The 26,206-nt window shown below is 70.4% G+C and carries 22 protein-coding genes; 3 read left to right on the top strand and 19 right to left on the bottom strand.

Going from position 1 to position 26,206, the window contains the following annotated elements; translation table 11 throughout:
* Positions 1 to 338 precede the first annotated feature (338 nt).
* Positions 339 to 1,301, top strand: a complete 963-nt coding sequence (locus ACFYPA_RS24925) for a zinc metalloprotease (protein WP_389134248.1) — start codon at positions 339 to 341, stop codon at positions 1,299 to 1,301.
* 64 nt (positions 1,302 to 1,365) lie between these two features.
* Here ACFYPA_RS24925 and ACFYPA_RS24920 read toward each other — a convergent pair whose 3' ends face one another.
* On the bottom strand, positions 1,366 to 1,944 hold the full coding sequence (locus ACFYPA_RS24920) for a dienelactone hydrolase family protein (RefSeq protein ID WP_359083234.1): 579 nt from the start codon (positions 1,942 to 1,944) through the stop codon (positions 1,366 to 1,368).
* A gap of 37 nt (positions 1,945 to 1,981) precedes the next feature.
* On the opposite strand from ACFYPA_RS24920, the gene ACFYPA_RS24915 reads away from it, so the two are divergent.
* On the top strand, positions 1,982 to 3,121 hold the full coding sequence (locus ACFYPA_RS24915) for a mechanosensitive ion channel domain-containing protein (protein WP_359083430.1): 1,140 nt from the start codon (positions 1,982 to 1,984) through the stop codon (positions 3,119 to 3,121).
* Positions 3,122 to 3,145: 24 nt separating this feature from the next.
* Here the strand turns inward: ACFYPA_RS24915 and ACFYPA_RS24910 are convergent, their stop codons facing one another.
* From ACFYPA_RS24910 to ACFYPA_RS24890, 5 genes are all read right to left on the bottom strand, one after another.
* On the bottom strand, positions 3,146 to 4,732 hold the full coding sequence (locus ACFYPA_RS24910; protein ID WP_359083233.1) for a Na+/H+ antiporter: 1,587 nt from the start codon (positions 4,730 to 4,732) through the stop codon (positions 3,146 to 3,148).
* Between the two features lie 123 nt (positions 4,733 to 4,855).
* The gene (locus tag ACFYPA_RS24905) at positions 4,856 to 5,329 is read right to left on the bottom strand and encodes a GNAT family N-acetyltransferase (protein ID WP_389134245.1); all 474 of its coding nucleotides are present in this window, start codon (positions 5,327 to 5,329) and stop codon (positions 4,856 to 4,858) included.
* Positions 5,326 to 6,267 carry an RluA family pseudouridine synthase gene (locus ACFYPA_RS24900; protein ID WP_359083231.1) on the bottom strand — a complete coding sequence of 314 codons (942 nt, stop codon included), beginning with the start codon at positions 6,265 to 6,267 and terminating at the stop codon, positions 5,326 to 5,328. The genes ACFYPA_RS24905 and ACFYPA_RS24900 overlap by 4 nt, the downstream gene beginning before the upstream one ends.
* Before the next feature lie 58 nt (positions 6,268 to 6,325).
* A complete protein-coding gene (gene lspA / locus ACFYPA_RS24895) occupies positions 6,326 to 6,979 on the bottom strand; it encodes a signal peptidase II (protein WP_359083230.1) in 654 nt (217 codons plus the stop codon).
* Positions 6,980 to 7,036: 57 nt separating this feature from the next.
* Positions 7,037 to 7,873, bottom strand: a complete 837-nt coding sequence (locus ACFYPA_RS24890; RefSeq protein ID WP_389134242.1) for a TraR/DksA family transcriptional regulator — start codon at positions 7,871 to 7,873, stop codon at positions 7,037 to 7,039.
* 575 nt (positions 7,874 to 8,448) lie between these two features.
* Between ACFYPA_RS24890 and ileS the strand changes: the two genes are divergently transcribed.
* On the top strand, positions 8,449 to 11,598 hold the full coding sequence (gene ileS, locus ACFYPA_RS24885) for an isoleucine--tRNA ligase (protein WP_359083228.1): 3,150 nt from the start codon (positions 8,449 to 8,451) through the stop codon (positions 11,596 to 11,598).
* Positions 11,599 to 11,823: 225 nt separating this feature from the next.
* Here ileS and ACFYPA_RS24880 read toward each other — a convergent pair whose 3' ends face one another.
* The 13 genes from ACFYPA_RS24880 to ACFYPA_RS24820 all read right to left on the bottom strand — a co-directional run bounded on the left by ACFYPA_RS24880 (position 11,824) and on the right by ACFYPA_RS24820 (position 26,204).
* On the bottom strand, positions 11,824 to 12,969 hold the full coding sequence (locus ACFYPA_RS24880; RefSeq protein WP_389134239.1) for a DivIVA domain-containing protein: 1,146 nt from the start codon (positions 12,967 to 12,969) through the stop codon (positions 11,824 to 11,826).
* 49 nt (positions 12,970 to 13,018) lie between these two features.
* Complete coding sequence (locus ACFYPA_RS24875; protein WP_359085134.1) at positions 13,019 to 13,300, bottom strand: YggT family protein; 282 nt, start codon at positions 13,298 to 13,300, stop codon at positions 13,019 to 13,021.
* 71 nt (positions 13,301 to 13,371) lie between these two features.
* The gene (locus ACFYPA_RS24870; RefSeq protein WP_136328319.1) at positions 13,372 to 13,983 is read right to left on the bottom strand and encodes a cell division protein SepF; all 612 of its coding nucleotides are present in this window, start codon (positions 13,981 to 13,983) and stop codon (positions 13,372 to 13,374) included.
* 125 nt (positions 13,984 to 14,108) lie between these two features.
* A complete protein-coding gene (locus ACFYPA_RS24865; RefSeq protein ID WP_359314640.1) occupies positions 14,109 to 14,828 on the bottom strand; it encodes a YggS family pyridoxal phosphate-dependent enzyme in 720 nt (239 codons plus the stop codon).
* 3 nt (positions 14,829 to 14,831) lie between these two features.
* Entirely contained in the window at positions 14,832 to 15,572 is a 741-nt protein-coding gene (gene pgeF, locus ACFYPA_RS24860; RefSeq protein ID WP_389134235.1) for a peptidoglycan editing factor PgeF, read from the bottom strand.
* Between the two features lie 17 nt (positions 15,573 to 15,589).
* Positions 15,590 to 16,804 carry a cell division protein FtsZ gene (ftsZ, locus tag ACFYPA_RS24855; protein WP_359085131.1) on the bottom strand — a complete coding sequence of 405 codons (1,215 nt, stop codon included), beginning with the start codon at positions 16,802 to 16,804 and terminating at the stop codon, positions 15,590 to 15,592.
* Positions 16,805 to 17,080: 276 nt separating this feature from the next.
* Positions 17,081 to 17,875 (bottom strand): FtsQ-type POTRA domain-containing protein, encoded by a 795-nt coding sequence (locus ACFYPA_RS24850; RefSeq protein WP_359314634.1) that lies wholly within the window; start codon positions 17,873 to 17,875, stop codon positions 17,081 to 17,083.
* Between the two features lie 50 nt (positions 17,876 to 17,925).
* Positions 17,926 to 19,020 carry an undecaprenyldiphospho-muramoylpentapeptide beta-N-acetylglucosaminyltransferase gene (gene murG, locus ACFYPA_RS24845; RefSeq protein WP_359085129.1) on the bottom strand — a complete coding sequence of 365 codons (1,095 nt, stop codon included), beginning with the start codon at positions 19,018 to 19,020 and terminating at the stop codon, positions 17,926 to 17,928.
* Positions 19,021 to 19,026: 6 nt separating this feature from the next.
* Positions 19,027 to 20,469 (bottom strand): putative lipid II flippase FtsW, encoded by a 1,443-nt coding sequence (gene ftsW / locus ACFYPA_RS24840; RefSeq protein ID WP_389134232.1) that lies wholly within the window; start codon positions 20,467 to 20,469, stop codon positions 19,027 to 19,029.
* A 114-nt stretch (positions 20,470 to 20,583) separates the two neighbouring features.
* Positions 20,584 to 22,011 (bottom strand): UDP-N-acetylmuramoyl-L-alanine--D-glutamate ligase, encoded by a 1,428-nt coding sequence (gene murD, locus ACFYPA_RS24835; protein WP_389134393.1) that lies wholly within the window; start codon positions 22,009 to 22,011, stop codon positions 20,584 to 20,586.
* On the bottom strand, positions 22,008 to 23,078 hold the full coding sequence (gene mraY / locus ACFYPA_RS24830) for a phospho-N-acetylmuramoyl-pentapeptide-transferase (protein ID WP_359085127.1): 1,071 nt from the start codon (positions 23,076 to 23,078) through the stop codon (positions 22,008 to 22,010). Before mraY ends, murD begins: the two co-directional genes overlap by 4 nt.
* Positions 23,075 to 24,481 carry a UDP-N-acetylmuramoyl-tripeptide--D-alanyl-D-alanine ligase gene (murF, locus tag ACFYPA_RS24825; protein ID WP_359085126.1) on the bottom strand — a complete coding sequence of 469 codons (1,407 nt, stop codon included), beginning with the start codon at positions 24,479 to 24,481 and terminating at the stop codon, positions 23,075 to 23,077. The genes mraY and murF overlap by 4 nt, the downstream gene beginning before the upstream one ends.
* Before the next feature lie 4 nt (positions 24,482 to 24,485).
* The gene (locus tag ACFYPA_RS24820) at positions 24,486 to 26,204 is read right to left on the bottom strand and encodes a UDP-N-acetylmuramoyl-L-alanyl-D-glutamate--2,6-diaminopimelate ligase (protein ID WP_359350222.1); all 1,719 of its coding nucleotides are present in this window, start codon (positions 26,202 to 26,204) and stop codon (positions 24,486 to 24,488) included.
* Positions 26,205 to 26,206 lie beyond the last annotated feature (2 nt).

Genomic DNA, 26,206 nt, shown 5'->3' with positions numbered 1-26,206 from the left:
TCGCGTCCGCGGCACGCCCGGACCGTCCGGATCCGGCCATCTCGCGCAGCGTTGCGGGCAGATGACGGCCCCGCGTCGGGCGGCGTTCCGCACGGATCCAATGGGGACACTCCGGCCACCGGAACGACCCGGTACATGACGTCCGTCTCTCAAACTCCGGAGCGGACAGAAGATTTTCTTCCCGTTGTGATGATTCGCACCAGGAATGATTGGGCCGGATCGATTCTCCCGCACACATGACATGCCCACGTAATCTCCCCGGCGGCGGGTGAGGAAATCCCTCCCCCACACATCCGCTAGGAGCCCCTGTGCGCACTCTTGCCCGTATATCCCCGCGTATGCGCCGCCGTGCGATCAACGCCGCCGTCCTGGCCGGAACCCTGGCCCTGGCCCCCCTCACCGTCTCCGCCGGCGCCACCGCCGCGTCCGGCACGGCAGCCGCGGCCACGTCGGCCGAGGCCTGCGCGGACGCCCCGGCCGCCGCCACCGCCCGCCAGTCCCGTCCCACGGGCCCGCAGCACGCCGCCGACCCCAACGAGCTCACCACCGCACAGGCCGCCGCCCTCGACAAGCAACTGAAGCGGAGAGTCGCCGAACGCCGGCTCACCGGCTCCACGCTCGCCGCGGGCGCCACGGTCCCGGTCTACTTCCACGTCATCCACTCCGGCAGCACGGGCAAGCTCACCTCGGGTGACATCAGCAGCCAGATGAGCGTGCTGAACGCGGCGTACAGCGGTCAGGGCACCGGCAACTCCCCCACCGGCTTCCAGTTCTCCCTGGCGGGCACCGACTACACGGACAACGCCTCCTGGTACAACCTCTCCTCGGGCTCCTCGGCCGAGAAGTCCATGAAGAAGGCCCTGCGCAAGGGCGGGAAGAACGCGCTCAACGTCTACACCGCCAACCTCGGCGGCGGGCTGCTCGGCTGGGCGACGTTCCCGAGCTCCTACACCTCCAGCCCGTCCATGGACGGCGTGGTGATCCTGGACGCCTCGCTGCCGGGCGGCTCCGCCACCAACTACGACAAGGGCGACACCGCGACGCACGAGGTCGGCCACTGGATGGGGCTCTACCACACGTTCCAGGGCGGCTGTAACGGAAACGGCGACTACGTCTCCGACACCCCCGCGGAGAAGAGCGCCGCGTTCGAGTGCCCGACCGGGCGCGACACCTGCACCAACAAGACGGGCGTCGACCCGATCCACAACTTCATGGACTACACGTACGACTCCTGCATGTACCAGTTCACCGCGGGCCAGGTGCAGCGGATGGGCGACAGCTGGACCGCGTACCGCGGCTGATCCCGCTCCGCAGCGCCCGAAGGGCCCCGCGCCGTTTTCTCCGCGCGCGGGGCCCTTCACGTACTCACAGGGTGGCGAGGAAGCCGATCGCGACCTTCCAGGCCAGCTCGGCCGACGCCTGGTCGAAGTCCGGCAGCTCCGCGTCGGTGAACAGGTGGCCCGCGCCGGGGTACCGGTAGACCTCGACGTCCGCGCCCGTCCGCTGCATCTGCAGGTACCAGGAGTTCAGCCAGTCGTGCGTCTCGAACGGGTCCGGGTCGGCGACGTGCAGCTGTACGGGCAACTCGTCCACCGAGGCGTTCTCGGCGATGTCCGAGGTGCCGTGGAACAGCAGCAGCCCGCGCGCCTTCGCGTCCCCGAGCGCCAGGGTCTGGGCGACGGACGCGCCCAGCGAGAAGCCCACGTAGACCAGCCCGCGGTCGGAGTAGGGCGCTGCCGCGAGCACGGCCCGCTTCAGCAGCTCCTCCTTGCCCGTCTCCTCCTTGAAGGCGAGCCCCTCCTCGACGGTGTCGAAGGTGTGTCCCCCGAAGAGATCGGGCACGTGCACCTCATGCCCGGCGGCGCGCAACCGGTCGGCCGCCGCGTGCACCGCGGGGCGCAACCCGTACGTCGAGTGGAAAAGCATGATGTTCATGAGGCCCATGGTGCCATTTACCGTCGAGAGGATGGAGAGCGACAGGATGGAGAACGTACTGCGCCCGCTGATCGTCCTCGGAAGTTCGGTCCTGATCACGCTGCTGGTCGGCTGGCTGGTCGACCTGCTGCTCAGGCGCGCCGACAGCCGCCACCACGAGACACCGTTGTGGGGCCTGCTACGGCGCTGCCGCGTCCCGTTCCAGCTGACGCTGGGCGCGGCGCTGCTGCGGGGCTCGTACACCCATACCGGGCTCCGGCTGGTCAGCGACCACGGGGCGGGCATCGGTCGGATGCTGACGCTGGTCCTGATCGGAGCGTCGGCCTGGCTGGTGGTCGGGGTCGCCGTGGCGGTGGTCGACTCGGTGTACGTCCGCTACGCGACGAACACCCGCGATCCCGCGCGAGTGCGCCGGGTACGGACGCAGGTGACGCTGATCCAGCGGGTGGTCATCGCGATCGTGGCGACCGTCGCCGTCGCCGCGATGCTCCTGACCTTCCCCGCCATGCAGACCGTCGGCACCTCGATGCTGGCCTCGGCCGGTGTCCTCGGCATCGTCGCGGGTGTCGCCGCCCAGTCCACGCTCGGCAATCTCTTCGCCGGGCTGCAGATCGCCTTCGGCGACATGGTGCGCATCGGCGACACGGTGGTGGTGGACGGCGAGTGGGGCACGATCGAGGAGATCACCCTGACCTTCCTCGCCGTCCGGACCTGGGACGAGCGGCGGATCACGATGCCGGTCTCCTACTTCACCAGCAAGCCCTTCGAGAACTGGTCGCGCGGCGGGATCCAGATGACCGGCTCGGTCTTCTTCCACCTCGACCACGCGGCGCCGGTCGCCGCGATGCGCGATCAGCTGCGGGACATCCTGGGCGAGTGCGCCGCGTGGGACGGGCGGGACTGGTCGCTGGCCGTCACCGACACCACGCCCTCCACGATCCAGGTGCGCGCGGTGGTCACGGCGAAGGACGCGGACGACATCTGGACGGTGCGCTGCGCGGTCCGTGAGCAGCTGATCGGCTGGCTGCGCGACCATCATCCGTACGCGCTGCCGAGGATCGCCACGGCCCCCGCGGTGCTGCCGCCCGGCGACGCGTGGCCGACCGTGAACGGTGCGAAGGGCGTGGGTGGCCCGGACGAGAAGCCGACGGGCTGGGCCAGGGCGCCGCGCACCGGGCGCGGCTGAGCTCCCCGGGCGGGAGCCCGGTCGTCAGCGCAGGCTGCGTACGTCCAGGTGCCGCAGCACCCGGTCGACCACCTCGGGGTCCGCGCCGGCCTCGCTGCGCGCGGAGAGCACCGCGTGGCGGGCGGCCGACATCATCTCGCGCTGGATGCGGCTGAACGCCTTGAACCGCTCGGCGCGCTGGGCGTAGGCCTCGCGCCGCTCGTCGTCGACCATGTCGGGGCTGATCCGCGCACCGACGTCGTAGGCCAGTCGCTGGAGGCGTTCGACGACGTCCTCGGGGAACTCCTCGACCTCCTGGATCTCCTTGAGCCGCTGCTTGGCGGCCCTGGCGGCGCGGATGGCGAGGTCCCGTTCCAGCGCGGCCTCGGCGTCCACGTCCGCGCGCACACCCAGCCTGCGCACCAGCCAGGGAAGGGTGAGGCCCTGGAAGACGAGGGTGACCATGATCACGGCGAAGGCGATGAAGACGATCTCGTCGCGACCGGGGAACGGCTTCCCGTCGTCCGTCTTCAGCGGGATGGCGAGCGCCAGGGCGACCGAGGCCACGCCGCGCATCCCGGCCCACCACATGATCACGGTCTCCCGCCAGCTGGTGGGGATCTCCTCGCTGACGTCGCGGCGGGTGTGCAGCCGTTTGGCCAGCCAGGTCGCGGGGAGCAGATAGAGCAGCCGTACGCCGACGACGACGGCGACGACCGCCAGGGCCCAGCCGGCCATCTTCAGTTCACGGCCGTCGGCGGTCCCGAAGACGTTGTGCAGTTCGAGGCCGATCAGCCCGAAGGCGACGCCGGTGACGAGGGTGTCGACGATCTCCCAGAAGGTGCGGCCGGTGAGCCGGCCCAGGACGTCGTCGGCGTCCGCGGTGTGTTCGGCGAGGAAGAGCGCGGTGGTCAGGACGGCGAGCACACCGGAGCCCATCAGCTCCTCGGCGAGCACGTAGCTGACGAACGGCACCAGCAGGGTCAGCCCGACCTGGAGGGTGGCGTCGCCGAGCAGCCCCATGAGTTTGATGGTGAGCCAGCCGAGCGCCGCGCCCACCGCCACGGCGACGACGGCGGACAGGACCAGCAGGCCGAACGCCTCGGGCAGCGAGAAGGAGCCGCTGACCGCCGCGGCGATCGCCACGTGGTAGAGCACGATCGCCGTCACGTCGTTGAACAGCCCCTCGCCCTCCAGGATGGAGATGAGCCTGCGGGGCAGTCCGACCGATCCGGCGACGGCGGTGGCCGCGACCGGGTCGGGCGGGGCCACGAGCGCACCGAGCGCGACGGCCGCGGCGATGGGCAGGCCGGGGATGACCGCGTTGGCCACCGCGGCGACGGCTGCCGTCGTGAGGAAGACCAGGGCCACGGCCAGCAGGAAGATCGGCCGTTTGTTGGCGGCGAACTGCCGCCAGGAGGTGCGCTGCACGGAGGCGTAGAGCAGTGGGGGCAGCAGCGCGGGAAGGATGATCTCGGGCGGGATGTCCACGTTCGGTACGAAGCTGAGGAAGGCCATCGCGACGCCCATGAGGGTCATCAGCACCGGCGCGGGAAGCCGGAGCCGGTCCCCCAGTGGCACCGTGACCACGGCTCCGAGCAACAGCAGGAGCAGCAGGGCCATTTGATCCACGAGGTGCCTTCCGGAGCGCGCCGGGCCGGCCTCGGTGACCGGCCGACCTCGGGCTCAAGCCTGCCATGCGGGCCCCGCAATCCGGACATGCCCCCTGATCCGGCCGGATCAGGGGATGAGGTCCTACGCGTCCACGGTGCGGCGCATCGCCCGGTGCGGGATACCGGCGTCCGGGAACTCGGGGCCGTAGGCCACGTATCCGAGGCGCTCGTAGAAGCCGAGGGCGTGCGTCTGGGCGTGCAGGTCGACGGCGGCGAGGCCGAGTCCGCGGGCGGCGTCCTCGATGGCCCGCACGAGCGCCGCGCCGACCCCGAGGCCGCGCGCCTCCTTGGTCACGGCGAGCCGGCCGAGCGAGCCGACGGTGGGATCGCCGCCGGTCTTCGCCGCAGCGGCCGGACCGCTCAGCAGCCGTCCGGTACCGAGCGCCGTGCCGTCCGCCGCGACGGCTATGACGTGCACCGCGTCCGCGTCGTAGGCGTCGTACTCGATCTCCTCGGGCACGTTCTGCTCGCCGACGAAGACGGTCTTGCGGACCTGGAAGCAGGCGGCACGGTCCTGCTCACCGGTGACCGTGCGGGTGGTGTAGGAGGAGATCATTCGCTCTCTGCCGCGATCCTGTCGAGGGCCTGCTGGAGGTCGTCCGGGTAGGTGCTGGCGAACTCCACCCAGCTGCCGTCCGAGGGGTGCTCGAAGCCGAGCCGGACCGCGTGCAGCCACTGCCGGGTCAGGCCGAGGCGCTTGGCCATGGTCGGGTCGGCGCCGTAGGTCAGGTCGCCGACGCAGGGGTGGCGGTGGGCGGACATGTGCACCCGGATCTGGTGGGTGCGGCCCGTCTCCAGCTTGATGTCCAGGAGGCTGGCGGCGCGGTACGCCTCGATGAGGTCGTAGTGCGTCACGGAGGGCTTGCCCTCGGCGACGACGGCCCACTTGTAGTCGTGGTTGGGGTGGCGTCCGATGGGGGCGTCGATGGTGCCGCTCATCGGGTCCGGGTGGCCCTGGACCAGTGCGTGGTACTTCTTGTCGACGACCCGGTCGCGGAACTGGGCCTTCAGCAGGGTATAGGCACGCTCGGACTTGGCGACGACCATCAGGCCGGACGTGCCGACGTCGAGCCGGTGCACGATGCCCTGGCGCTCGGCGGCGCCGGAGGTCGAGATCCGGTAGCCGGCCGCGGCGAGGCCGCCGATGACGGTGGTGCCGGTCCAGCCGGGGCTCGGGTGCGCGGCGACGCCGACCGGCTTCATGATCACGACGATGTCGTCGTCGTCGTGGACGATCTCCATGCCCTCGACGGGCTCGGCGACGATCTGGACCGGAGCGGGAGCCTGCGGCATTTCCACTTCGAGCCAGGCACCGCCGTGCACCCGTTCGGACTTCCCGACCACCGAACCGTCCACCTGCACCTTCCCGGCGGCGGCCAGCTCCGCGGCCTTGGTGCGGGAGAAGCCGAACATACGGGAGATGGCGGCGTCGACGCGCTCGCCCTCCAGGCCATCGGGGACGGGCAGGGTGCGGACCTCGGGTTGCGTACTCACCTGTCGAGTATGCCTTGCACGGCCCGGTGCCATCGACCGGCGACGACTGCCGCGGTCCCTAGTCCTTGTGCACGGTGCCGTCGGGGTCCAGGCCCTTGAAGGAGAGCAGCACGATCAGGATGCCTCCGCAGACGATCGCGGAGTCCGCCAGGTTGAAGACGGCGAAGTGCGCGGGGGCGATGAAGTCCACTACCGCGCCCTCGAAGACACCGGGCGCGCGGAAGACACGGTCGGTGAGGTTGCCGAGCGCACCGCCCAGCAGCAGGCCGAGCGCGATCGCCCACGGCAGGCTGTACAGCTTGCGCGCGAGCCGGGCGATCACCACGATGACGGTCGCCGCGATGATGGTGAAGATGATCGTGAAGGCCTCGCCGATGCCGAACGCGGCGCCCGCGTTGCGGATGGCGTCGAGCTTGAGCCAGTCGCCGAAGATCTCGATCGGCTCCTGGTGCTCCAGCTTCGCCACCACGAGCATCTTGCTGCCGAGGTCGAGCAGGTAGGCGAGGACGGCGACGCAGAAGAGCAGGATGATCCGGCGCCGGCGCGTGGCCGGCGACCGGTCGACGGCCGCTTCCCCGTCTCCCGCGCCCTGTCCGTCCGGTTCGGCGGCCTCCGGGGACACGCCCCCGTCCGCCTGCTCCGGCTCGGCTCCTTCGTGTCCCTCAGCCTCAGGGATGTCCGGCGTACCGATGATGCGCTCCGCCTCTGCCACGTGAGTCCCTCAACCTAGTTCCCGACTGAGGACGAGGGTACGACACACGGGTGGCGATCAGCCGCGTCGCTCCTGCTTCTGTTTGTCCTCGACGCAGAGGGTGGCCCGGGGGAACGCCTGCATGCGTGCCTTGCCGATCGCCTTGCCGCAGATCTCGCAGAGTCCGTACGTGCCCGCGTCGAGCCGGCCCAGTGCCCGTTCGGTCTGCTCCAGCATCTCCTGGGCGTTTGCGGCGAGCGACATCTCGTGTTCGCGGGTGATGTTCTTGGTGCCGGTGTCCGCCTCGTCGTCACCCGCCCCGTCGCCGGAGTCCCGCATCAGCCCGGCCAGCGCCAGGCCCGATGCCTCCAGTTCGTTGCGCAGCCGGGTGATCTCGCCGGTCAGCTCGGTGCGAGCGGCGGCGACCTCCTCCGGCGTCCAGGGGTCCTCTCCCGGCCGTACGGCCAGCTCGCCCGGGGCCGTCGCGGCGGCCCGTGCCGGGGGCACGGGTGCCGCGCTCCCGGCCGTACGGGTCCTGGCCGCGCTCTTCTTGGCTACCACCGTGTGGGCTCCCGTCTGCTCGGCGGCCTCGGCCGCCCCCGTGGCCGTCTCTGCGGCCTTCTTCGAAGCCTTCTCGGCCGTGGTCTTCCCGGCCGCGCTCTTCTTCGCCGCGGCCTTCTTGGCCGTGGCCTTCTTGGCCGTCGTCTTCTTGGCCGCCTTCCTGGCCGCCTGTTTCGTGGTCTTCTCCGTGGCTCCGGCGGTCGCGGTGGTCTTCGCGGCCGGGTGCTCCGGCCCGTTCCGCGCGTCCGCGCCCGGCCCGCCGTCCCGGCCGGTCTCTCCCGTCGTCTCCCCGGCTGCCGCGCCCGTGGATCTCGCTGTCGCCGTCTTCTCTGCGGCGGTCTTCTTCGCCACCATGGCCGCGGCCCCTTCACGCATTGTGATCTTGCACGCGAGTCGTGCTGGGACGATAAGTCGACCCCAGCCCCGCGGCAACGGGGCACGCCGCCGCATCGCTCCTCCCCGTGTCCGGATCACCGCACGCCTGAAACCGTTGTGCCCAGCTCCCCGCCCGGTAATCCGCCTTCCGGCCGCCCGCGGGGAGCGTCCCGGACCCGGTGCGCCCGTCTGGCCATTCGGGTCACGCCACAGGCCGCGGGAAATCGGGTCGGCCGCCGCCCCCCGGGCCCGTACACTGGCCTCAGCGAGAGGCACAGATGGGACGAGTAGCGTCGTACGCAGCCCAGAGCGACCCGGGGACGGTGGAAGCCCGGGGGCGAGCGCGCCGTGAAGATCACCCCGGAGCCGCCGGAAGAAAGCTTTGGACCGTGGGATCAGCCCACGGGCGCAAGGTCAGTAGAACCGGCATCGCACCCCAATGAGGGGGCCGCGGGCGGCACGCCCGGGGCCAAGGAGGGTGGTACCGCGGGATCCGGCAACGGTTCTCGTCCCTCCGACGGAAGTGGAAAACGTCCGCCGGAGGAAGCCCGCACATGACATCGCCGCAGTACCGCCAGGTACCCGCCCAGGTCGACCTGCCCGCGCTGGAGCACGCCGTGCTCGACTTCTGGCGCGAGAACAAGGTCTTCAGCCAGAGCCTCGAACAGTCCGAGGGCCGCCCCGAGTGGGTCTTCTACGAGGGCCCGCCGACCGCCAACGGCATGCCGGGCGCCCACCACATCGAGGCCCGCGTCTTCAAGGACGTCTTCCCGCGCTTCCGCACCATGCAGGGCTACCACGTGGGCCGGAAGGCCGGCTGGGACTGTCACGGCCTGCCGGTCGAGCTCGCCGTCGAGAAGGAACTGGGCTTCAACGGCAAGAAGGACATCGAGGCGTACGGCATCGCCGAGTTCAACGCCAAGTGCCGCGAGTCCGTCACCCGGCACACCGACGCCTTCACCGAGCTCACGACCCGGATGGGCTACTGGGTCGATCTCGACGACGCGTACCGCACGATGGACCCCGAGTACGTCGAGTCCGTCTGGTGGTCGCTGAAGGAGATCTTCAACAAGGGCCTGCTCACCCAGGACCACCGCGTCGCCCCCTGGTGCCCGCGCTGCGGCACCGGCCTCTCCGACCACGAGCTGGCGCAGGGCTACGAGACGGTCGTCGACCCCTCGGTCTTCGTGCGCTTCCCGCTGACCTCCGGCCCGCTGGCCGGCGACGCGGCCCTCCTGGTCTGGACGACGACCCCCTGGACCCTGGTCTCCAACACGGCCGTCGCCGCGCACCCGGAGGTCGAGTACGTCGTCGCGACCAACGGCGAGGAGAAGCTCGTCGTCGCCCGGCCGCTGGTCGAGAAGGCCCTGGGCGAGGGCTGGGAGCTCACCGGTCAGTCCTTCACGGGCCGCGAGATGGAGCGCTGGACCTACGAGCGCCCGTTCGCCCTGGTGGACTTCCCGGCGCCCGCCCACTACGTCGTCAACGCCGAGTACGTGACGACCGAGGACGGTACGGGTCTGGTCCACCAGTCCCCCGCCTTCGGCGCCGACGACCTCCTGGTCTGCAAGGCGTACGGCCTCCCGGTGGTCAACCCGGTCCGCCCCGACGGCACCTTCGAGGAAGACGTGCCGCTGGTCGGCGGCGTCTTCTTCAAGAAGGCCGACGAGGCGCTCACCGACGACCTGGCAGCGCGCGGCAAGCTCTTCCGCCACGTCCCGTACGAGCACAGCTACCCGCACTGCTGGCGCTGCCACACCGCGCTGCTCTACTACGCGCAGCCGTCCTGGTACATCCGCACGACGGCGGTCAAGGACCGGCTCCTCGAAGAGAACGAGAAGACCAACTGGTTCCCCGAGTCGGTCAAGAACGGCCGCTTCGGTGACTGGCTGAACAACAACGTCGACTGGGCGCTGTCCCGCAACCGCTACTGGGGCACCCCGCTGCCGATCTGGCGCTGCGAGGACGACCACCTCACCTGCGTCGGCTCCCGCGCCGAGCTGACCGAGCTCACCGGCACCGACCTGTCCGGCCTCGACCCGCACCGGCCGTTCATCGACGAGATCACGTTCACGTGCTCCCACGAGAGCTGCCAGCTGGAGGCCTACCGCGTCCCCGAGGTCATCGACGCCTGGTACGACTCGGGCTCGATGCCGTTCGCGCAGTGGGGCTACCCGCACAAGAACAAGGAGATCTTCGAGAGCCGCTACCCGGCGCAGTTCATCTCGGAGGCCATCGACCAGACGCGCGGGTGGTTCTACACGCTGATGGCGGTCGGCACCCTGGTCTTCGACAAGTCCTCCTACGAGAACGTGGTGTGCCTGGGCCACATCCTCGCCGAGGACGGCCGCAAGATGTCCAAGCACCTGGGCAACACCCTGGAGCCGGTCCCGCTGATGGATCAGCACGGCGCCGACGCGGTCCGCTGGTTCATGGCGGCCGGCGGCTCCCCTTGGGCGGCGCGCCGCGTCGGCCACGGCACGATCCAGGAGGTCGTCCGCAAGACGCTCCTCACGTACTGGAACACGGTCGCCTTCCAGGCCCTGTACGCCCGTACGTCGAACTGGGCGCCCTCGGCCGCCGACCCGGCACCGGCCGACCGCACGGTCCTGGACCGCTGGCTGCTGAGCGAGCTGAACGCCCTGGTCGACCAGGTCACCCAGGCGCTGGAGGGCTACGACACCCAGCGCGCCGGCAAGCTGCTGTCCGCGTTCGTCGACGACCTGTCCAACTGGTACGTACGCCGCTCCCGCCGCCGCTTCTGGCAGGGCGACAAGGCGGCGCTGCGCACCCTGCACGACGTGGTCGAGACGGTCACCCGGCTGATGGCCCCGCTGACCCCGTTCATCACCGAGCGGGTCTGGCAGGACCTGGTCGCGCCCGTCACCCCGGACGCCCCCGCCTCGGTCCACCTCTCCACCTGGCCGCAGGCGGACCTGTCGGCGATCGACCCGGATCTCTCCACGCAGATGGCGCTCGTCCGCCGCCTGGTCGAGCTGGGGCGCGCCACGCGTGCCGAGTCGGGGGTCAAGACCCGCCAGCCGCTCTCCCGCGCCCTGGTCGCCGTCTCGGGCTTCGACACCCTCTCCCCCGAGCTGCACGGCCAGATCACGGAGGAGCTGAACGTCTCCTCCCTGGCGTCCCTGTCCGAGGTGGGCGGCTCGCTGGTCGACACGACGGCGAAGGCGAACTTCCGGGCGCTGGGCAAGCGGTTCGGCAAGGGTGTGCAGGCCGTGGCGAAGGCCGTGGCGAACGCGGACGCGGCGGCGCTCTCGCTGGCCCTGCGCGAGGGCACGGCGTCGGTCGAGGTCGACGGGGAGCAGATCGCCCTGGCCCCCGACGAGGTCATCATCACGGAGACCCCGCGCGAGGGCTGGTCCGTCGCGTCCGACTCCGGCGCCACGGTCGCCCTGGACCTGGAGATCACCCCGGAACTGCGGCGCGCGGGCCTGGCCCGTGACGCGATCCGCCTGATCCAGGAGGCCCGCAAGAACAGCGGCCTGGACGTGGCGGACCGCATCGCCGTCCGCTGGACCTCCACGTCGCCCGCGACGGCCGAGGCCCTGACCGAGCACGCGTCCCTGATCGCCGACGAGGTCCTGGCCCTGGACTACGCGCAGGGCGAGGCGGACGGAGCGTACGGCGAGCCCTTCGAGGACGAGGGCCTGTCCCTGACCTTCCGCCTCCGCAAGACGGAGCGGTAGCCCGCAACACACAGTGAGGCCCGCCCGGACCGAAACGCTCCGGGCGGGCCTCACTCATATCCAGCCCCTCCGGCGATTGAGGAGCTAGCTCCGGGGCGGGGGCCCCGGATATGGAAAGGAGCGGGGACAGGCACCCGCCCACGACAAAAGGGCCGGGCCCCGGGGAATCCCCGGGGCCCGGCCCTCAGCCTGCCGACGGCTACGCGCTCAGCGAGCGCGAACCGCTCAGTTGTCGTCCTCGTCGATCAGGAACCCACGCATCGGCGAGGGCGCCTGCTGCATCGGCTGCGGCGCCTGCGGCCGCACCGGTGCCATCGGCTGGGTCATCGCCGGCGACATCTGCTGCTGGCCACCGTAGGACGGCCCACCGCCCATGGACGGGTTGCCGCCCATCTGCTGGTTGCCGTGACCGCCGTGGTTGCCGCCCATACCGTGACCCATCGCACCGGCACCGGCCGGAGCCAGCGAGGGCGACGGCGGCAGCGAAGCGGCAGCCGGCGTCCGCGGCGGAGCCAGCGAGTCGTCCGCCTGGGTCTCCAGCTGGCGCAGCTGGCTCTCCAGGTAGGACTTCAGACGGGTCCGGTACTCGCGCTCGAAGCCACGCAGGTCCTCGACCTTGCGCTCCAGCGTCGCGCGGGCCGACTCCAGCGAGCCCATCGCCACGCGGTGCTTCTCCTGCGCGTCCCGCTCAAGGGCGTCCGCCTTGGCGCGCGCGTCGCGCTCCAGGCCCTCGGCACGGCTGCGCGCCTCGCCGACGATCTTGTTGGCCTCGGAACGGGCCTCCGCGATCGCCTGGTCGGCGGTCTGCTGCGCCAGCGAGAGGACACGGGCGGCGCTGTCGCCGCCGGGGCCCTGCTGCTGCATCTGCGGCGGCTGCTGCTGCTGCATCTGCTGCATCTGCTGCTGCTGCGGGTTGTGACCGCCCATGGGGCCACCCATCGGTCCGCCCATGGGACCGCCCTGCATCGGGCCGGGGCCGTGCGGGCCCTGCGGACCGGGGCCGTGCGGACCCTGGGGTCCGTGACCGCTGGGACCGGCCGGCAGCTGAGGAGCTCCACCGGACAGCTGGGGGGGACCCATCTGCGGCGGCTGCTGCTGCTGGACCGGCGGACCAGATATGGCGGCGGGCACAGGCGCACCGGGACGGTCCTGCGGCTCCGGCTTGCGCATGCCCTGCTGCTGCTGGTTCTGCGCGGCGGCACGCGTGGCGGCGGCCAGCTTGGCGCGCAGGTCCTCGTTCTCACGGAGCAGGCGGGTCAGCTCGGACTCGACCTCGTCGAGGAAGGCATCGACCTCGTCCTCGTCATAGCCTTCTCGGAGGCGGACCGTCGTGAACTGCTTGTTCCGCACGTCCTCGGGGGTCAGCGGCATCTCTTCTTCACCTCTACGTAGTCGTCGGCAGTCGGCAGGACCGTATCGCTCACAGCCTGGCCACGCTGATCAGGATGGAAACGATGATCATCAGAACGAAGAAGGACAGGTCGAGTGCCACGCCCCCGAGACGCAGCGGCGGGATGAACCGCCGCAGGAGCTTCAGCGGTGGATCGGTGACCGTGTAAGTGGCCTCGAGAACGACCACCATCGGCTTGCCCGGCTGCCATGAACGTGCGAACTGGAAGACGTAGTCCATGACCAGCCGGAAGATCAGCACGATGAGGAAACACATCAACGCGATGTAGACAACACTTTGTGCGACGCCCATCCTCGCGCTTCCCTCTCCCCTGGCTCTCGTAGCTCCGGCCTCGCGGCCGGGTTGTTCCCGGTGTCGTGTTCTCAGCTCTGGTTGAAGAATCCGCCCTCTGCGATGCGGGCCTTGTCCTCCGCCGTGACATCGACGTTAGCAGGCGACAACAGGAACACCTTCTGCGTCACACGCTCAATGCTGCCATGGAGCCCGAAGACGAGGCCTGCGGCAAAGTCGACAAGTCGCTTCGCGTCCGTATCGTCCATCTCCGTGAGATTCATGATCACCGGAGTGCCCTCACGGAAGTGTTCCCCGATGGTACGGGCCTCGTTGTACGTCCTGGGGTGCAGCGTGGTGATGCGGTACGGCTCCCGCTCGGACACGACCTTGGGCATGATCACCGGTGCGTTCTTCTCCATGTTCGGGCGTTCAGGTGTGATGGATGCCACGGGGGCGATTCGGGCGGGTCGCTCCCGTTCGGCCGGAATCTGGACCGGCTCCCGCTGCGCGGGGGGCTGCACCACTCGTACCGGTTCGTCCCGTTCCCGCTCGACCTGATGCGCGGGCTGGTGCCGACGCCGGTCACGCTCGGGCTCCGGCTCGGGTTCGAATTCGTCGTCGGGGTCGAACCCCGGACCGTCGTACCCATCGTCCTCCACGAGGCCGAGGTAGACCGCCATCTTGCGCATCGCGCCGGCCATGCTCTGAGTCCTCCGCTCTGTGGTGGATCGGCATCTGTCACCAAGTGCCCGCGATCCACTGTGGCCTGCCCGCCAAAGGCGGTAATGACCATATTTTCTGCTGTGGTCCGACTTGCTTGGCGACGTTACCCGAGCCCGGGTCGGACTCCGAGTACCGCAGTACCGACGCGCACATGTGTCGCTCCCGCCGCAACCGCGTCCTCGAGGTCCGCACTCATCCCTGCAGAGACCATGTTCGCAGCCGGATGGTTCCCGCGCAGCCGGGATGAGAATTCCATCAGCCGGTCGAACGCCGCGCGTTGTCTTCCGGCGAACGGCCCGGCGAGCGGCGCGACGGTCATCAGACCGTCCAGCCTGAGCCCGGGCGCTGATGCGACCGCGTCGGCCAACTCCTCGATCCCGTCCGGAGCGACACCGCCCCGCTCCCCCCGCTCACCGCTCTCCGCGTCGAGCGCGACCTGGATGAGACACCCGAGTTCGCGCCCGTCACGGCCGGCCGCGGCGGAGAGAGCGGTCACCAGCTTCGTACGGTCCACCGACTGCACGACATCGGCATAACTCGCCACGGAACGGACCTTGTTCGTCTGCAATTGACCGACAAAGTGCCACGTGAGGGACAGATCCGCACATGCGGTGGCTTTGGGGGCCGCATCCTGGTCACGATTCTCCGCGACATGACGAACACCGAGTTCATGCACGATCCGCACATCGCTCGCGGGGTAGGTCTTGGTGACCACGATGAGGGTCACCTCCTCCCGCTTGCGGCCGGCGGCGGCACAGGCGGAAGCAATGCGTTCCTCCACCTGAGCCAGATTCGCGGCGAGTTGTTCCTTACGCTCCGTCATGCCCTATCCGTCCAGCCAGACATATCCGGCGAGCCGCCCGGTGGTGCGGTCGCGTCGGTACGAGAAGTGGTCGCCCGATTCGAGGGTGCAGAAGGGCGACATGTGCCGGTCGGTGATCCCGAGGTCCGCCAGTTGCGCGTGGACTCCGGCGGTGACGTCCACCGCCGGGGTGCCCCAGCTGGTCTCGGACCACGCGGCGGGGACTGCCGCCGCGACCTCGTCCCGCATTCCGGTCGGCACCTCGTAGCACCGGCCGCAGACGGCCGGCCCGGTGCGGGCGGTGATACGGGAGGGGTCCGCGCCGAGTTCGATCATGACCCCGACCGCGGCGGGCACGATTCCGGCGACGAGACCGGGACGGCCCGCGTGCGCCGCCGCGACGATTCCGGCGACCGGGTCGGCGAGCAGTACGGGGGTGCAGTCGGCGGTGAGGACGGCGAGCGGGAGTCCGCGCCGCGCGGTCACCACCGCGTCCACGGCGGGAATCTCGCGGGCCCCGCCCCAGGGGGCATCGACCACGGCGACATCCCGCCCGTGCACCTGGTTCATCCAGACGACCTGCGCCGGATCGAGCCCCCGGGCCCGGGCCGCCCGCTCCCGGTTGGCCAGGACGGCGGCCGGGTCGTCACCGACCGCGCCGCCGAGGTTGAGCTCCGCGAACGGAGCGGCGCTCACTCCGCCCCACCTGTCGGTGAAGGAGAAGTGAGCGCCGCCGTCCGAAGGAACAGAATCCCTGTGGCTCACTGAGTGGTGCGGACCTATCACTTCAAGAAGTCCGGAACGTCCAGCTCTTCGGCCTGGGAGTCCTGGTAGGGACGGGCCGGCGGGACGTGCGGCGGGGAGACCGGCGGAAGGTGGCTCTCATGGGCCGCCTGCACCGGCTCGGCCTGGACCGGGGGCTCCTCGCGCGGGGGCACGGAACCCAGTCCGCTCGTCTGGCGCACGGGCTCGGCGGCCCGGACCGGCGTAGCCGGCTCCTCGCGCTTGGTGGAGCTCGCGCCCAGGACGTTCTCCCGCCGGGCCGGCGGCTGTCCGCCGTCGAAGCCCGCCGCGATCACGGTGACCCGCACCTCGTCGCCCAGTGCGTCGTCGATGACCGCACCGAAGATGATGTTCGCCTCGGGGTGCGCCGCCTCGCTCACCAGCTGCGCGGCCTCGTTGATCTCGAAGAGACCGAGGTCGCTGCCGCCGGAGATGGAGAGCAGGACACCGCGGGCGCCGTCGATGGACGCCTCCAGGAGCGGCGAGGAGATCGCCATCTCCGCCGCGGCCACCGCGCGGTCGTCGCCGCGGGCCGAGCCGATGCCCATGAGTGCCGATCCGGCCTCGGACATGACCGACTTGACGTCGGCGAAGTCGAGGTTGATCAGACCCGGGGTGGTGATGAGGTCGGTGATGCCCTGGACGCCCGAGAGCAGCACCTGGTCGGCCGACTTGAACGCGTCGAGCACGCTGACCTGGCGGTCCGAGATGGACAGCAGCCGGTCGTTGGGAATGACGATGAGGGTGTCGACCTCTTCGCGGAGTTCGGCGATGCCGTCCTCCGCCTGGTTCGCGCGACGCCGGCCCTCGAAGGTGAACGGGCGGGTGACCACACCGATCGTCAGGGCGCCCAGCGAGCGAGCGATATTGGCGACGACGGGGGCGCCACCGGTGCCGGTGCCACCACCTTCGCCTGCGGTGACGAAGACCATGTCGGCCCCCTTGAGGACCTCCTCGATCTCTTCACGGTGGTCCTCTGCCGCCTTACGACCGACGGCCGGGTTCGCCCCGGCGCCGAGGCCGCGGGTGAGTTCACGACCGACGTCGAGCTTGACGTCGGCGTCGCTCATCAACAGGGCTTGCGCATCCGTGTTGATCGCGATGAACTCGACGCCCTTGAGACCGACCTCGATCATTCGGTTGATGGCATTGACACCACCGCCGCCGACACCGATGACCTTGATGACTGCGAGGTAGTTCTGCGGTGCTGCCACGTCGAAGGCCTCTCGCCTCGAGTTACGTGTCGTCGCTTGGCGGTAGTCCCGCCGCGACGACGGATGCCGATTGGGACGGTCCGAACGCCGACCCAAACCCTAACGTTGAAGTTTAGGGTTACCAGTGCGTCTGCTTCATGGACTCTTCCGAACAGGACACTAAGTCGACAAGTGGCGCACGTTCAACGAACACGCCGAACCTCCCGTTTTTCTTTTCACCCTATGTGATCACCCGTAGCGCTGGCCAACCAGGGTGCTGGCCAGGCGAAATGTGCGTCAACTACCCGACACCGCCGGAGCGGTGGGTGCACTCACGTCGAAGTGTCCCGCTTTGGGAGCGGCTTTCATGAGGGCGGTGAGGACTTTCGCCTTCACCGCCCCTTCTTCGCCGCTCCCCCAGATCACCGTGCGGTCTCCGCCGAGCTCCAGGGAGACCGCGTCGTACGAGGTGACCCGCACGACCCGGGTCTCCCCGGCGACCTCGTCCGGAAGGTCTCCGGCGACCCGCACCGCTTCCCGCACCAGCCGGTCGCTGCCGAACCGGCGCAGACTCGCGGACTGATCCGGAGTCAACTCCAGCAGGGGTACGTGTCCGGGAGCCTTGTCCACCGTGGCGAAGCGCACGCCTTCGGCGTCCACTTCGATGAACTTCGCACCCTTCTCCACCAACAGGACCGGCTGTCGTTCGGTCACTTTAAGTCCGATGCCGTGCGGCCATGACCGTACGACATCCACGGAGTCGATACGAGGCAACTTCTGGCGCAACCTCGCGGCGACGGCGTCCGTGTCGACCGAGATCAGCGGCGCCCCCATCGGCACCTCCGCCGCCGTCTCCACCTCCGCCGGCGTCAGTACGTCGACGCCGGTGATCCGGACCTGCTCGGCGCGGAGCCAGGAGGAGCCGTAGAGCGCCCAGAGGACGCCGGAGCCGAGCAGCAGCGCGGCCGCGGCGATCACGATCAGGAGCATGCGCCGGGACATCCGGCGACCCTCCGCGCTCGTGCGCGGCGGGCGGTCCGGGGTGTCCTTCTGCTGCTTCGCACCGCGCTGGGCGGTCGTCGGTCCGGCCACGCTCGCTCCTTATGCCGGGTCCGGGGGCGCCGCCCCCGGACCCGCCCGCCTCACGCGCCTCGGCGTGCGGCGATCGCTTCGTACACCATGCCGACCAGCAGGTCGTCGGCGTCCCGGCGGCCGAACTCGGCGGCGGCTCGGGACATTTCGTACAGCCGGTGCGGATCCGACAGCACCGGGAGGACGTTGCCCTGCACCCACTCGGGGGTGAGCGCCGCGTCGTCCACCAGCAGTCCGCCGCCGGCGTTGACCACCGGCTGGGCGTTGAGCCGCTGTTCGCCGTTGCCGATCGGCAACGGGACGTAGGCGGCGGGCAGCCCGACGGCGGAGAGTTCGGCGACGGTCATCGCGCCCGCGCGGCAGAGCATCATGTCGGCCGCGGCGTACGCCAGATCCATCCGGTCCACGTACGGTACCGGGATGTAGGGCGGCATCCCGGGCATGTTGTCGACGCGCGGCATTTCGTTCTTCGGGCCGACCACGTGCAGGATCTGGATCCCGGAGCGCTGGAGCAGCGGCGCGACCCGCTGGACGACCTCGTTGAGGTGACGGGCGCCCTGCGAGCCGCCGGAGACCAGCATGGTCGGCAGGTTGGGGTCGAGGCCGAAGGCGGCACGCGCCTCGGGGCGGACCCGGGCCCGGTCCAGCGTGGCGATGGTGCGGCGCAGCGGGATGCCGATGTAGCGGGCACCACGGAGCTTGCTGTCGGGGGTGGAGACGGCGACCCCGTGCGCGTACCGCGAACCGATCTTGTTGGCCAGGCCCGGCCGGGCGTTTGCCTCGTGCACCACGATCGGCACTCCGGCGCGCTTGGCGGCCAGGTAGCCGGGCAGTGCCACGTAGCCGCCGAAGCCGACCACGCAGTCCGCCCTGGTGCGCTCCAGGATCTGCTCGGCGGCCTTGATGGTGCCGCGCAGCCTGCCCGGGACGGTGATGAGTTCGGGGGTGGGCTTGCGCGGCAGCGGTACGGCCGGGATCAGGGCGAGTTCGTACCCCCGCTCGGGTACGAGCCTGGTCTCGAGTCCGCGCTCAGTGCCGAGTGCGGTGATTCCCACGCTCGGGTCCTGCCTGCGCAGGGCGTCCGCGAGGGCGAGCGCGGGCTCGATGTGGCCGGCGGTCCCCCCACCGGCGAGTACGACATGCACCGAAATTCACCGCTCTCCGGACGGACGCTTCTTGACGCGCCGTCTCATCGTCTTCCATCTCACCCCGGGCCTCCGCATGGCCAGGGCGGCCTTCGCTGCGGGATCCGCTCGCGCGAACGCGATCAGCAGCCCGACAGCGAACATGGTCGGCAGCAGGGCCGACCCCCCGTAGGAGAACAGCGGGAGCGGGACACCGGCGATCGGCAGCAGGCCGAGCACCGCACCGATGTTGATCACGGCCTGAGCCGTGATCCAGGTGGTCACACCTCCCGCTGCGTACCTCACGAAGGGGTCCTCCGTGCGTCCGGCCACGCGGATACCCGCATAGCCTAGAGCCGCGAAGAGGGCGAGTACCGACAGCGTCCCCGCCAACCCCAGTTCCTCCCCGGTGATGGCGAAGATGAAGTCGGTGTGTGGTTCGGGCAGTTGGCCCCATTTTTCCACACTTGCACCGAGCCCCGATCCGAACCATCCACCGGACGCCAGGGCGTAGATGCCGTGCACGGCCTGCCAGCACGAGCCGCCGGGGCCCGGTTCGCTGGCCCCCATGCAGTCGAGGCGGGACATGCGGTTCGGACTGGTCTTGATCAGCAGGAAGGCGATCAGACCGGCGGAGGCGAGTACTCCGGCGAACAGCCGGGTCGGTGCTCCGGCCAGCCAGAGCAGTCCGAACAGGATGGCCGTGAGAATGATCGCAGTGCCCATGTCACCGCCGAGCATGATCAGCCCGAGCAGCATGAAGGCGACCGGGACCAGGGGCACGAGCATGTGCTTCCACTGGTTCAGCAGCCGTTTGTCCTGTTTGCGGGCGAGCAGGTCGGCGCCCCACAGGACGAGGGCCAGCTTGCCGAACTCACTGGGCTGGAGCTGGAAGGGGCCGCCCAGGTAGAGCCAGTTCCGGTTGCCGTTGACCGACATCCCTATCCCCGGCACCTGGACCAGCACCATCAGGAAGACGGCTCCCAGCAGGAGGGGGTAGGACAGGGCCCGGTGCAGTTTGACGGGCATCCGGGCGGCCGCCGCCATCAGTCCGGCCCCGAGGACTGCGGCGAGGAACTGCTTGCGGAAGAAGTACGTGCCCGGCTTGCCGAGCTCCAGCGCCTTGATCATCGAAGCGGAGTAGACCATCACCAGACCGAGCACGGTGATGAGGAGCCCGGCGCCCAGGATCAGGTAGTACGCGGTCAGCGGGCGGTCCCACGCCCGGCGCGCCTGCTCGTACAGCCGCCGCGGGCCACCGCCCCGGGGGGAGCCGGGGGCGCCGGAGGTCCTGGAGCGCGCCTCAAGGGGCCGCCGGGCCCCGGCGGCGGGCCGCACGCGCAGCGCGAGCCCGGCGGGCAGCGGGGCGCCCCCGGCCGCGAGGAGGGGCGGTTGGAGCGCCCGGCTGATCGCCGTGGTCGCCCGTGAGCGGTCCCCGCCGCGTGCGGCAGAGCTCTCGTCGGCCGGCATGGTCCCTGTCCCCTCCACTGCTCGTGCCCGGGGCTTCGCCACCGAGGGTCCGGCCCCGGCACAACCGTGCGTGCCCGGGTGCTCCGGGACGGTACGGCGTGGAGGCCGGGCCGGTCAGGCGCTCTCGGCGGCCAGCGTGCGGACGGCGTCCGCGAAGGCCTCGCCCCGCTTGTTGTAATTGACGAACATGTCCATCGAGGCGCAGGCCGGGGCCATCAGTACGGTGTCTCCCGGCCGGGCGAGCCGTGCCGCCTCGCGGACCGCCTCGGACATCGCCCCAGTGTCGGTCCGGTCGAGCTCGGTCACCGGGACCTCGGGCGCGTGTCGCGCGAGGGCTTCGCGGATCAGCGCCCGGTCGGCGCCCATCAGTACGACGCCCCGCAGGCGCTTCGCGCAGCCGGTCACCAGCTCGTCGAACGTGGCGCCCTTGGCGAGGCCGCCGGCGATCCAGACGATCGGGTCGTAGGACGCCAGGGAGGCCTCGGCAGCGTGCGTGTTGGTGGCCTTGGAGTCGTCGATGTACGCCACTCGGGCAACGTCCGCGACGTGCTCGATGCGGTGCGGGTCGGGGCGGAAGGCCCGCAGCCCGTCGCGCACGGCGGCGGGTGCCACGCCGAAGGCCCGGGCGAGCGCGGCGGCGGCGAGCGCGTTGGCGATGTTGTGCGGGGCCGGCGGGTTGACGTCCGCGACCTCGGCGAGCTCCTGGGCCTGCTTCTGCCGGTTCGTCACGAACGCCCGGTCGACAAGGATGCCGTCGACGACCCCGAGCTGCGAGGGCCCGGGGGCGCCGAGGGTGAAGCCGATCGCCCGGCAGCCCTCCTCGACGTCCGCCTCGCGCACCAGGTCCTCGGTGGCGGGGTCCGCCACGTTGTAGACGCAGGCGACGGTGTTGCCCTCGTAGATCCGGCCCTTGTCGGCGACGTACGCCTCCATGGAGCCGTGCCAGTCGAGGTGGTCGGGGGCGAGGTTCAGGACGGCCGCGGAGTGGGCGCGCAGCGAGGGCGACCAGTGCAGCTGGTAGCTGGAGAGCTCGACGGCCAGGACGTCGTACGTCTCCTCGCCGAGGACCGCGTCCAGGAGCGAGACCCCGATGTTGCCGACGGCGGCGGTGCGCAGCCCGGCGGCCTCCAGGATCGAGGCGAGCATCCGCACGGTCGTGGTCTTGCCGTTGGTGCCGGTGACCGCGAGCCAGGGGGCCGGTTCCCGGCCGTCCCGCCCCCGCAGCCGCCAGGCGAGTTCGACGTCGCCCCAGACCGGGACGCCCGCCTCGGCGGCTGCGGCGAAGAGCGGCTTGTCGGGCTTCCAGCCCGGGGTGGTGACGATGAGCTCGGTGGACTTCGGCAGGGTGGCCCCGTCGCCGAGGCGCACGGTGATGCCCTGCGCCTCCAGCTCCTCGGCCTGGGCGCGGGAGCGCTCGTCGTCCCCGTCGTTGACCACGGTGACGACGGCGCCGAGGCCGTGCAGCACCCGGGCCGCCGGGATCCCGGAGACTCCGAGTCCGGCGACCGTGACGTGCTTGCCCTGCCAGTCCACGTTGCTCACTTCTTGGCTGCCCATCCTGCGTAGAAGAGGCCGAGGCCGACGATCACGCACATGCCCTGGATGATCCAGAAGCGGACCACGACAAGGACTTCGGACCACCCCTTGAGTTCGAAGTGGTGCTGGAGCGGTGCCATCCGGAAGACGCGCTTGCCGGTCATCTTGAACGAACCGACCTGGATGACGACGGACATCGTGATCATCACGAAGAGACCGCCGAGCACCGCCATCAGGAACTCGGTGCGGGAGCAGATCGCCAGACCGGCGAGCGCGCCGCCGAGGGCCAGCGAGCCGGTGTCACCCATGAAGATCTTGGCGGGTGAGGTGTTCCACCACAGGAAGCCGAAGCAGGAGCCCATGAGTGCGGAGGCCACGACCGCGAGGTCGAGCGGATCTCGTACTTCGAAGCAGGCGCTCGGGTTGGTGAGGGTCGCCGCGTTGGCGCAGGACTCCTGGAACTGCCAGAGCCCGATGAAGGTGTACGCGCCGAAGACCATCACCGACGCACCGGTGGCCAGGCCGTCCAGACCGTCCGTCAGGTTCACGCCGTTGGACATGGCGAGAATCATGAAGAGGGCCCAGAGCACGAAGAGCACCGGGCCGATCGACCAGCCGAAGTCCTCGACGAACGAGAGCTTGGTGGAGGCGGGGGTGTTTCCGCGGACGTCCGCGAACTGGAGCGAGAGCACCGCGAAGGCGATGCCGACGATCAGCTGACCGGCCATCTTCGCCTTGGCGCGCAGGCCCAGCGAGCGCTGCTTGACGATCTTGATGTAGTCGTCGAGGAAGCCGACGAGTCCCATGCCGGCCATCAGGAAGAGGACCAGTACGCCGGAGAAGCGCATGTCCTCGCCGGTGATCACCTTGGCCAGGACGTACGCGATGATCGTCGCCAGGATGAAGGCGATGCCGCCCATGGTGGGCGTGCCCTTCTTCGATCCGTGGCTGCGCGGGCCGTCGTCCCGGATGAACTGCCCGTAACCCTTGCGGGCGAGCAGCTTGATCAGCAACGGGGTACCGACCAGGGTCAGGAAGAGCCCTATGGCCCCCGCGAAGAGGATCTGCCTCATCGGCCGGCAACCTCGCCCTCGGACGCGTTGTCCAGCAGTGCACTGACAACCTGCTCCAGGCCGACCGACCGGGACGCCTTCACCAGCACGACGTCTCCCGGGCGCAGTTCACTGCGCAACAGGTCGACGGCAGCCTGTGCGTCGGACACATGCACCGACTCCTCACCCCACGAACCCTCGTTGTATGCGCCCAGTTGCAGCCAGGAGGCTTCTCTTCCCCCGACCGCGACGAGCTTGCTGACGTTGAGCCGGACGGCAAGCCGTCCGACCGCGTCGTGCTCGGTGAGCGAGGCGTCGCCGAGCTCGGCCATCTGGCCGAGCACCGCCCACGTACGACGCCCCTTCCCCATGGCGGCCAGCGCGCGCAGCGCGGCCTTCATGGATTCGGGGTTGGCGTTGTAGGCGTCATTGACGAACGTCACGCCGTCCGGACGCTCGGTGACCTCCATGCGCCAGCGGGAGAGGGTGCCCGCCTCGGAGAGCGCCACGGCGATCTCGTCTGCGGACAGGCCCAGCTCATGGGCGACGGCGGCCGCGGCGAGCGCGTTCGACACGTGGTGCTCACCGTACAGGCGCATGGTCACATCACTGCACCCGGTGGGTGTGTGGAGCCTGAACGAGGGGCGGCCGTCCTCGGTGAGACGGACGTTCTCACCCCGTACGTCCGCATCCGCGGCTTCGCCGAAGAGCAGCACCCGGGCCTTGGTCCGGGAGGTCATGGCGCGGACGAGGGGGTCGTCGGCGTTGAGTACGGCGAGGCCGTCCTCGGGGAGGGACTCGACCATCTCGCCCTTGGCCTGGGCGATCTGCTCACGGCCGCCGAACTCGCCGATGTGCGCGGTGCCGACGTTGAGGACCAGGCCGATCCGCGGCGGAACGAGTCCGGTGAGGTAACAGATGTCGCCGATGTAGCGGGCACCCATTTCGAGGACCAGGTGCTGGGTCTCCTCGGTGGCGCGCAGCGCGGTCAGCGGGAGGCCGATCTCGTTGTTGAGGTTGCCCGCCGGGTAGACCGTGGGGCCCTTGCGCTCCAGGAGCTGGGCGATCAGGTCCTTGGTGGAGGTCTTGCCGGCGGACCCGGTCAGGGCGACCACGGTGGTGCCGAGGCGCCCCACGACGGCGCGGGAGAGCGCGCCGAGCGCCGCCACCACGTCGTCGACGACGATCGCGGGCACGCCGACCGGGCGGGCGGCCAGGACGACTGCCGCGCCCGCCTCGACGGCGCTCTGCGCGTAGTCGTGGCCGTCGACCCGTTCACCGGCGAACGCGACGAAGAGGCTGCCTTGCTTCACCTCCCGGGAGTCGATGACGACGGGCCCGCTGACGATCACGGCCGGATCCGGAATGTCGTACGACTGCCCGCCGACGATTCCGGCGATCTCGGCGAGGGAAAGGGCGATCACTTGGTCATCCCTGACTGTTGTTCTCATGGGTGGGGGCACGGTGGGTGCCGTTCTCGTGTCCCAGGGACCGCTCGATGGCCGTGCGCAGGACGACCCGGTCGTCGAAGGGGCGCACGACGCCGTGGACGTCCTGGCCCTGCTCGTGACCCTTTCCGGCGATCAGCACGGTGTCGCCGGGGCCCGCGCGGCGGACGGCGGCCGCGATGGCGGCGGCCCGGTCCGCGTCGACCAGGACGTCACCGCGTTCGTGCACGGGCACTTCGGCGGCGCCCGCGAGCATGGCGGCGAGGATGCCGAGGGGGTCCTCGGACCGGGGGTTGTCGGAGGTCAGTACGGCGGTGTCGGCGAGCCGCGCCGCGGCCGCGCCCATCGGGCCGCGTTTGGTGGTGTCGCGGTCGCCGCCGCAGCCGAGGACGATGTGCACCTTGCCCTCGGTGACCTTCTGCAGGGAGCGCAGCACCGACTCGACGGCGTCCGTCTTGTGCGCGTAGTCGACGAGTGCGAGGTACGACTGCCCGGCGTCGACCCGTTCCAGCCGGCCGGGCACGCCGGGCACGGCGGCGACGCCGTCGGCCGCGGTCTGCGGGTCGATGCCGGCGACGGCGAGGGTGACGATCGCGGCGAGGGTGTTGGCGACGTTGAACGGGCCGGGCAGCGGGGCCGCGGCGGTGGCGTGCTCCCCCTTGGGCCCGACGACGGTGAAGGTGGAGCCGAGCTGGCCCACCTCGACGTCCTCGGCGCGCCAGTCGGCGTCCGGATGGCCCTCGGCGGAGAACGTGGTGACGGGGACGGACGCCTCGGTGATCAGCCTGCGGCCGTACTCGTCGTCGAAGTTGACGACGCCCTGCCTGCTGCGCTGCGGGGTGAACAGCCGCGCCTTGGCCTGGAAGTAGTCCTCCATGCCGGAGTGGAACTCCATGTGCTCCGGGCTGAGGTTGTTGAAGACGGCGACATCGAAGACGCAGCCGTCGACCCGGCCGAGCACCAGGGCGTGGCTGGAGACCTCCATCGTCACCGCGTCGACACCGCGTTCGCGCATGACGGCGAACAGGGCCTGCAGGTCGGTGGCTTCGGGAGTGGTGCGCTCGGACTTGATGCGCTCGTCGCCGATCCGCATCTCCACGGTGCCGATGAGGCCCGTGCTGCGTCCGGCGCCGCGGAAGCCGCCTTCGATGAGGTAGGCGGTCGTGGTCTTGCCGGATGTTCCGGTGATGCCGATCTGGAGCAGGTCGGTACCGGGGTGGCCGTAGATCTCGGTGGCGAGTTCGCCCATCCGGCCGCGCGGGTCCTCGGTGACCAGCACCGGGAGTCCGGTGGCGGCGGCGCGTCCGGCGCCCGCCGGGTCGGTGAGGATCGCGGCGGCGCCGAGACCGGCGGCCTGGGCGGTGAAGTCGGCACCGTGCAGACGGGCACCCGGCAGCGCCGCGTACACGTCCCCGGGGCGTACGGCCCGGGAGTCGTGGGTGATGCCGGTGACTTCGCCGTTGCCCGGCGGTTCCACTCCCAGCCGGGCTGCCAGCGTCACCAGGGAGGTCGGCCGCAGCCGATCCGGGCGGGGCGCTCCCGGGTAGTTCACAGGGGCGTCCTTCTGGGTGGTTCGGGACTGTTCAGCGTGGGGCACGGCGGTGAGCGTACCGGGCGCACCCGGCCTCTCGCGAAGTGAGGGGGCGGGGGTGCGGTGGTTCCCGTTCCGGTTCCCCGGATCGGGGGTGATGGTTGTCACTG

This window comes from Streptomyces sp. NPDC005775 (assembly GCF_042871565.1).
In the GTDB taxonomy this organism is placed as follows: Bacteria; Actinomycetota; Actinomycetes; order Streptomycetales; family Streptomycetaceae; genus Streptomyces.
The sequence above is the reverse complement of the archived record's forward strand: the minus strand, read 5'-3'. Positions and strand labels throughout refer to the sequence as shown.

Excerpts from the sequence above, each read along its gene's own strand:
- ACFYPA_RS24880 (WP_389134239.1), bottom strand. The coding sequence starts at position 12,969 with ATGCCGCTGACCCCCGAGGACGTGCGGAACAAGCAGTTCACGACGGTC.
- ACFYPA_RS24890 (WP_389134242.1), bottom strand. The coding sequence starts at position 7,873 with ATGGTGGCGAAGAAGACCGCCGCAGAGAAGACGGCGACAGCGAGATCC.
- ACFYPA_RS24870 (WP_136328319.1), bottom strand. The coding sequence starts at position 13,983 with ATGGCCGGCGCGATGCGCAAGATGGCGGTCTACCTCGGCCTCGTGGAG.
- ACFYPA_RS24905 (WP_389134245.1), bottom strand. The coding sequence starts at position 5,329 with ATGATCTCCTCCTACACCACCCGCACGGTCACCGGTGAGCAGGACCGT.
- ACFYPA_RS24925 (WP_389134248.1), top strand. The coding sequence starts at position 339 with ATGCGCCGCCGTGCGATCAACGCCGCCGTCCTGGCCGGAACCCTGGCC.
- ACFYPA_RS24865 (WP_359314640.1), bottom strand. The coding sequence starts at position 14,828 with ATGACGGAGCGTAAGGAACAACTCGCCGCGAATCTGGCTCAGGTGGAG.
- ACFYPA_RS24915 (WP_359083430.1), top strand. The coding sequence starts at position 1,982 with ATGGAGAACGTACTGCGCCCGCTGATCGTCCTCGGAAGTTCGGTCCTG.
- mraY (WP_359085127.1), bottom strand. The coding sequence starts at position 23,078 with ATGAGGCAGATCCTCTTCGCGGGGGCCATAGGGCTCTTCCTGACCCTG.
- ACFYPA_RS24875 (WP_359085134.1), bottom strand. The coding sequence starts at position 13,300 with ATGGGCGTCGCACAAAGTGTTGTCTACATCGCGTTGATGTGTTTCCTC.
- ftsW (WP_389134232.1), bottom strand. The coding sequence starts at position 20,469 with ATGCCGGCCGACGAGAGCTCTGCCGCACGCGGCGGGGACCGCTCACGG.
- ACFYPA_RS24920 (WP_359083234.1), bottom strand. The coding sequence starts at position 1,944 with ATGGGCCTCATGAACATCATGCTTTTCCACTCGACGTACGGGTTGCGC.
- ileS (WP_359083228.1), top strand. The coding sequence starts at position 8,449 with ATGACATCGCCGCAGTACCGCCAGGTACCCGCCCAGGTCGACCTGCCC.